6 protein-coding genes are annotated in these 5,826 nt (G+C 71.9%); 3 read left to right on the forward strand and 3 right to left on the reverse strand.

Features of this window, described 5'->3' with window-relative positions:
- On the reverse strand, positions 1-223 hold a 223-nt coding region (locus tag E1281_RS36420), incomplete at its 3' end, for a hypothetical protein (protein ID WP_131884254.1).
- 257 nt (positions 224-480) lie between these two features.
- Between E1281_RS36420 and E1281_RS36425 the strand changes: the two genes are divergently transcribed.
- Complete coding sequence (locus E1281_RS36425; RefSeq protein WP_131884255.1) at positions 481-1,578, forward strand: winged helix DNA-binding domain-containing protein; 1,098 nt, start codon at positions 481-483, stop codon at positions 1,576-1,578.
- 57 nt (positions 1,579-1,635) lie between these two features.
- On the opposite strand, the gene E1281_RS36430 is transcribed toward E1281_RS36425, so the two are convergent.
- Positions 1,636-3,159: a long-chain-fatty-acid--CoA ligase gene (locus E1281_RS36430; protein ID WP_207943716.1), complete on the reverse strand. Its 1,524-nt coding sequence runs from the start codon at positions 3,157-3,159 to the stop codon at positions 1,636-1,638.
- Between the two features lie 241 nt (positions 3,160-3,400).
- Here E1281_RS36430 and E1281_RS36435 point away from each other — a divergent pair, with 241 nt between their 5' ends.
- Both E1281_RS36435 and E1281_RS36440 read left to right on the forward strand, forming a co-directional pair.
- Complete coding sequence (locus E1281_RS36435) at positions 3,401-3,670, forward strand: hypothetical protein (protein ID WP_131884257.1); 270 nt, start codon at positions 3,401-3,403, stop codon at positions 3,668-3,670.
- A 153-nt stretch (positions 3,671-3,823) separates the two neighbouring features.
- Positions 3,824-5,173, forward strand: a complete 1,350-nt coding sequence (locus E1281_RS36440; RefSeq protein WP_131884258.1) for a DUF2786 domain-containing protein — start codon at positions 3,824-3,826, stop codon at positions 5,171-5,173.
- Between the two features lie 72 nt (positions 5,174-5,245).
- Here the strand turns inward: E1281_RS36440 and E1281_RS36445 are convergent, their stop codons facing one another.
- A complete protein-coding gene (locus E1281_RS36445; RefSeq protein WP_131884259.1) occupies positions 5,246-5,458 on the reverse strand; it encodes a helix-turn-helix domain-containing protein in 213 nt (70 codons plus the stop codon).
- Positions 5,459-5,826 lie beyond the last annotated feature (368 nt).

The raw sequence follows: 5,826 nt of genomic DNA on the forward strand, positions 1-5,826 counted from the left end.
GCGCGCCCCCCTGCTCCGTGCGGCGCTCGGCCAGCAATGCCATGAGCGCGGAGGCCGTGTCGGCGTCCATGCGCAGCAGGACGCTGGGCATCCCGGCCTGGTCGACGAACGGGGAGACAGAGGGGGCGGACGGCAGCTGCGGGAGCGCCGCCCGCATCTCCTCGCGGAGATCCTGGGCAAGCCTCAGCGCCTGCCGGTCACTGTCGCTCAAATGTGCGTTCATCGCGATCTCCGGGGAGTTCACGTGCGGGGGTCCGGGGATCATCCTGCTAGGGATGGCGTGCAGGTGCAAGGGCTGATGCACGTGCATTTTGGGAAATTTCGTGCCGTAACCCCTGCGCCCGTCGCTCGTTTCCGCTCCCTCCGGCAGCGGCTCCCCAGGCATGCGCAGCCCCTTCGACCTGCGGATACTCTCTGGTCCGGACCGCGTGCCCGGACGCGGCGCGAGAGCCCGGACGGCGATGACGGCATTCTGGACGGATGAACGAGACCCTGAGCGTCCAAGCCATGAACCGCGCCACGCTGGCACGGCAACTCCTGCTCGCTCGGGAGCCGCTTCCGGTTACCGAGGCCGTGGGACGGCTCTTCGGCATGCAGGCGCAGGAGCCCAAGCCGCCGTTCCTGGGCCTGTGGACGCGCCTGGACGGTTTCCATGCGTCCGATCTGACCGCCGCCCTGCATGACCGGTCGGTCGTCCGCGCCACGATGATGCGCGCCACCCTGCACCTGATGACCAGTGCCGACTACACGGCGTTCCGGACGACGATGCAGCCGATGCTGGACGGCGCTCTCCGCGTCCTGGGCGACCGGGCCAAGGGGATGGATCTGCAGAAGGTCGTCCCGGCGGCGCGCGCGCTGCTCGAACAGGAGCCCCGCACGTTCAACGAGGTACGCGCACTGCTGCAGGAACGGTTCCCGGACGTCAACGACAGGGCCCTCGGCTACGCCGTCCGGCTCTGCGTGCCCTTGGTGATGGTGCCGACCCAGGACAGATGGGGCTTTCCCCGGACATCGCGGTTCGCCCTGGCCGATGACCGGCTGGGCACCGGCCCGGCGCCCGAACCGGCGATGGACGAGCTGATGCTCCGGTACCTGGCGGCCTACGGGCCCGCGTCCGCCGCCGACGCGCAGGCATGGTCCGGGCTCTCGGCCGCCGCCGAGGCGCTGGAGCGCCTGCGCCCCGGCCTCCGCGTCTTCGCCGACGACCGCGGCACGGACCTGTTCGACCTGCCCGAGGCGCCCAGGCCCGGCGAGGACGTCCACGCACCGGCGCGCTTCCTGCCCGAGTTCGACAGCCTCGTCCTGGCGCACGCCGACCGCAGGCGCGTCATCGCCGATACGCACCGGCCGTTGCTCACCACCAAGAACCTTCGCGTCCGGGCCGTGTTCCTCTGGGACGGCTTCGCCCACGGCATCTGGGAGACCGAGTACAAGCGCAAGGTCGCCACACTGCGGTTGCGTCCCTTCGAGCCTCTCCCCAGGGCGGCCCTCGACGAGCTGACCCGCGAAGGCGAAGCGCTCCTCCGCTTCACGGAACCGGACGCCAAGGAGACAATCGTCACGGTGGCCGACGACTGATACGCCCGGGAGCCCGCGCCGGGGCCGTCACACGGTCCAGGTGTCCGGGCCCGGCGGTCAGGCGATGGTCCGGCCCAGGCCCTCCCAGTAGGGCGCGCGCAGGTCCTTCTTGAGGATCTTGCCGCTGGGGTTGCGGGGCAGAGCGTCCACGAAGTCGACCGAGCGGGGGCGCTTGAAGCCGGCCAGCCGCTCCCGGGCGTACCCGAGCACCTCGTCCTCCGTCAGCGCGGCCCCCGGGGCGAGCACCACGACGGCCTTGACGGTCTCGCCCCACCGCTCGTCCGGGACGCCGACGACCGCGACGTCGGCGATCGCCGGGTGGGCGGCGAGGACCTCCTCGACCTCGATCGGGTACACGTTCTCCGCGCCCGTGACGATCATGTCCTTGATCCGGTCCGTGAGGAACAGGTAGCCGCCGGCGTCGACATGGCCGGCGTCGCCCGTGCGGAGCCAGCCGTCCCCGGCGAGGAGCCGTCCGGTCTCCTCCGGGCGGTTCCAGTAGCCGGGCGTGTTCTGCGTGGACCTGACCAGCACCTCGCCGACCTCGCCCACCGGCCGCTCGGTGTCCCCGCCCGGCTCGACGATCTTCACCTCGACCCAGTCGTACGGACGCCCGGCCGAGCGCATCAGGTGGGCGCGCGGCCCCTCCGGATCGTGGTCCTCGGGTTCGAGCTGGACGATCGCTCCGGTCGTCTCCGTCATTCCGTAGAGCTGGAAGAGCGGGGCCTTGAAGGTGTCGAGGGCGCGGCGCAGCACCTCCGACGTGATCGGGGACGCGCCGTAGGTGATCGCCCGCAGCGCGGAGTAGTCGCGTCCGGCCGCGCCGGGCACCTGGCACATGAACTGCAGCACCGCCGGGACGATGAACGCGTTGGTGATCCGCTCGCGCTCGAACGTGTCGACCAGCGCCGCCGGGTCGATGTCGCGGACCAGCACCTGCCGGCATCCCGCGTAGAGTCCCGCAAGGGCCCAGCCCGAGCCGCCGATGTGGAACAGCGGCATCGGGACGAGGCTCACCGCCGAGCCGTCCAGCCGCCAGCGGCGGGCCATCCTCTCCCCTACCTCGAAGTTGGCGTTGCTCAGCTGGACGCCCTTCGGCACGCCGGTGGTACCGGACGTGTAGAGCTGCACGACGATGTCGCCCGGCTCCCCGACGAAACCGGGGTCGTCGGGGGGATGCGCCGCGAGCCACGCCTCGTGGTCGCCGCCCGTCAGGACGATCCGTCCGGGAAGGTCGGACGCCAGGGACGCGAACTCGGCGTCCAGCAGCGTCACCGGCGCCTGCGCGTCCGTGACGACGGCGGCGATCTCGGCCGGGGTGAGGCGCCAGTTGACCGGGGCGGTCACCGCGCCGATCTTCGCGGCGCCGAACAGCAGGTCGAAGAACTCGGGTGCGTTCTTGCCCACGTAGGCGACCCGCGAGCCGGGCCCGAGCCCCGCCGCCAGCAGGGCCTGAGCGGTCCGGCTGGAGCGCTCGTCCAGCTCGGCGTAGCTCACGGTCCGCCCGTCGCCGGTGACGGCGGGCGACGTCCCCCGGTCGCGGGCGTGGTCACGGACGATGGACACGACCCGGTAGTCCACTCCGGCCCCCTTCCGAATCTGGTTCGGTATCTGCACCGACCCTATCGATTCCGATGTGATGGACGAAAGCGTGCATCCAGCACCACATGCAGACATGACGCTATGAGTGGGCGCAACTTCGAATAGTGATCAATCCGAGACCTGGACTGATTGAAAGATCCACCAAATGGGTTCAAGCTGTCTCCGACGTCTGGAATGCCCCGCCCCATTCCGTCCGACCCACCGCCGACAGGACACGACAATGTTCGAGATCTGGGAGACGAGTGAGCCGGCACGGCTCATCAGCGATGCGGGGAGCCTGAAAGTGGCGCTGGAGAAGGTCGACACGATGTGCCGGCTCCGGCACGACCAGGCCGTGGCGCATGTCGGCGATTCCGGGGAGGGCTACCACTTCGAGATCCGGGACCGCGAGGGCAAGGCGCTCGCGCGGCTCAGCTACGTCCCCGACACCTCCCGTGCCTACCAGAGCGTGGTCATCGAGGAGATGCGCGGCGAGGCGTCCGGCGGGTAGGACCGCCGGACGCCTCGCAGCCCCCGGCCGCCCGGACCCCGGCGGCCGGGGGCTTTCGTCTCCGGACGGGTTCGCCGGACGGCGAGTCCGTCGTGGCCGGATGGCAGGATGCGTCGTATCCATGCTCATGCGGCCTCGGAGGACGGAGTGGCGGTGCGGAATGCGCGGCGGCGTTCACAGCCGGGCGGCACGGCGGGCGCGGCGGGCGCGGCCTCGCTCGCGGAGGCCGCCGACGAGCTGGTGGGCAGGGCCGTGGGGGCGCTCCGCCTCGGGGACGCCGCCGGGGCCCGGCGGTCGGCGGCGGAGCTGACCGGGCGCTCCGGCGTGCCGGGATGGACGCTCGCCGTCCACCGGTGCCTGGCCGTGCGGCTGCGCTGCGCGATCACCACGGCCTGGCAGCGCGGCTGGCAGCCCGCCGACGTGGTGGGGTTCGCGTCCCGCCGCCGCACCGCCAGGCACGGGCGGCTCGCGGCGGACGCGATCGCCGGCGAGATGCGGGCCTACCCGGGCACCACCGTGGACGACCGGTGGCGCGAGCAGCTCGCCGCCGTCGGCGCGGAAGTGTGGTGGGACACCGACGACGGGTACCCGGACGCCTGGTGCGAGCGCGAAGGAGTGGAGCACGCGCTCTATGTGCCCTGGGCGGTCGAACTCGTCCAGCTGCTGGAGAGCCTGCCGAGACTGCCCAGTCTGGGCCCGCCTCCGGGCACGTCCGGCACAGGCGCGTCGCGGCGCACGGACTCGCCTGGAGCGGAGGTCCCGGAACGCGGCGGCGCGGTGCCGCACGAGCGGGTGCGGGATGTCGATCAGCGGACGCTCGGCAGGGTCAGGGCGCTTCTGGCCAAAGCCGAATCGACCGAGTTCCCCGAAGAGGCGGAGGCGCTCAGCGCGCGCGCCCAAGAGCTGATGGCGCGCCACAGCATCGACGACGCGTTGCTGGCCGCGGAGACGGGCGACATCGGAGGCCCCGCAGGACGGCGCATCGCCGTCGACAACCCGTACGACTCCCCCAAGGCGGCCCTGCTGACGGTGGTGGCCGGCGCCAACCGCTGCAGGGCGGTATGGCATCGGGAGCTGGGGCTCGCCACGGTCGTGGGCTACCCGGCCGATCTGGCCGCGGTGGAGATGATGTTCACGTCGCTGCTCGTCCAGGCGACGTCCGCCATGGTGCACGCGGGTCCCCGGCGCGACGCGCGGGGACGGTCAAGGACGCGTTCTTTCCGTCATGCCTTCCTCAACGCCTACGCCGCCCGTATCGGGGAGCGGCTGCGCGAGGCGGCCGACCGGGCGACCGCGGGCGCCCGAGGGACCGTTCTGGTCCCGGTCCTGGCCGCGCGCGACCGGGCCGTCGACGAGGCCGTCGGCACGATGTTCCCGAACCTCGCCAAGGGTCGGGCGGGTTCGGTCTCCAACTACGAGGGCTGGGTGGCCGGGCGGGCGGCCGCGGACCTCGCCAGCCTGAACGATCGCCTCGGGGTCACCGGGGCACATGACCGTTCCTAGCGCGCGGGGTCCCCCCGGGGGGCGAGGGGGACGTCCGTTCATGTGCGCGTGTCTTCCGGTCTCGGGAGCGGGTCAGGACTTCTTGCGCCGGGTGTTGCCGCCGCGGCCGCGGAGCGGCACCCCCGCCTCCTTCAGCACGTTGTAGATGAACCCGTACGACCGGCCGGTCTCGGCCGCCAGGTCACGGATGCTCTCGCCCGCGGCGTACCGCGGGGCGAGCTCGGCGGCCAGTTGCGTGCGTTCGGCACCGGTCACGCGGGTGCCCCTCGACAAGGTTCGAGCCACGGGGACCTCCTGGTTCAAAGGCTGCGCCACGGGGCCCGTCCCCGCAGCTCACAGCAGTGTTGATCTCCCCAACGTACACATTCCCCCTGAATACACCGTCGATGCCGCGCGAATCACCGCGAATTCGGCCGAAGCTGGTCTTTTCCGTGGTGAACGGCGTGTCGGACCTGGACACGGCCCCACCACTGTCCGCTCACCCCGTCCCCCAGGCATCGTCAGCGAAGCTCCCGAGGAACCGGACCTCGCGTCCCACTCAAAGGCGGACGACGCCCGCAGGGCCCGACAGCAGCCCCCGGACGTCACGGGAACCGGGGCGGACCGGCCCCGGTCAAGCCCCGCCGAGGACGGAAGCCGAGGCGACAGAGGGG

Source organism: Actinomadura sp. KC345 (assembly GCF_004348515.1).
Classification (GTDB): Bacteria; Actinomycetota; Actinomycetes; order Streptosporangiales; family Streptosporangiaceae; genus Spirillospora.

Excerpts from the sequence above, each read along its gene's own strand:
- E1281_RS36435 (WP_131884257.1), top strand. The coding sequence starts at position 3,401 with ATGTTCGAGATCTGGGAGACGAGTGAGCCGGCACGGCTCATCAGCGAT.
- E1281_RS36425 (WP_131884255.1), top strand. The coding sequence starts at position 481 with ATGAACGAGACCCTGAGCGTCCAAGCCATGAACCGCGCCACGCTGGCA.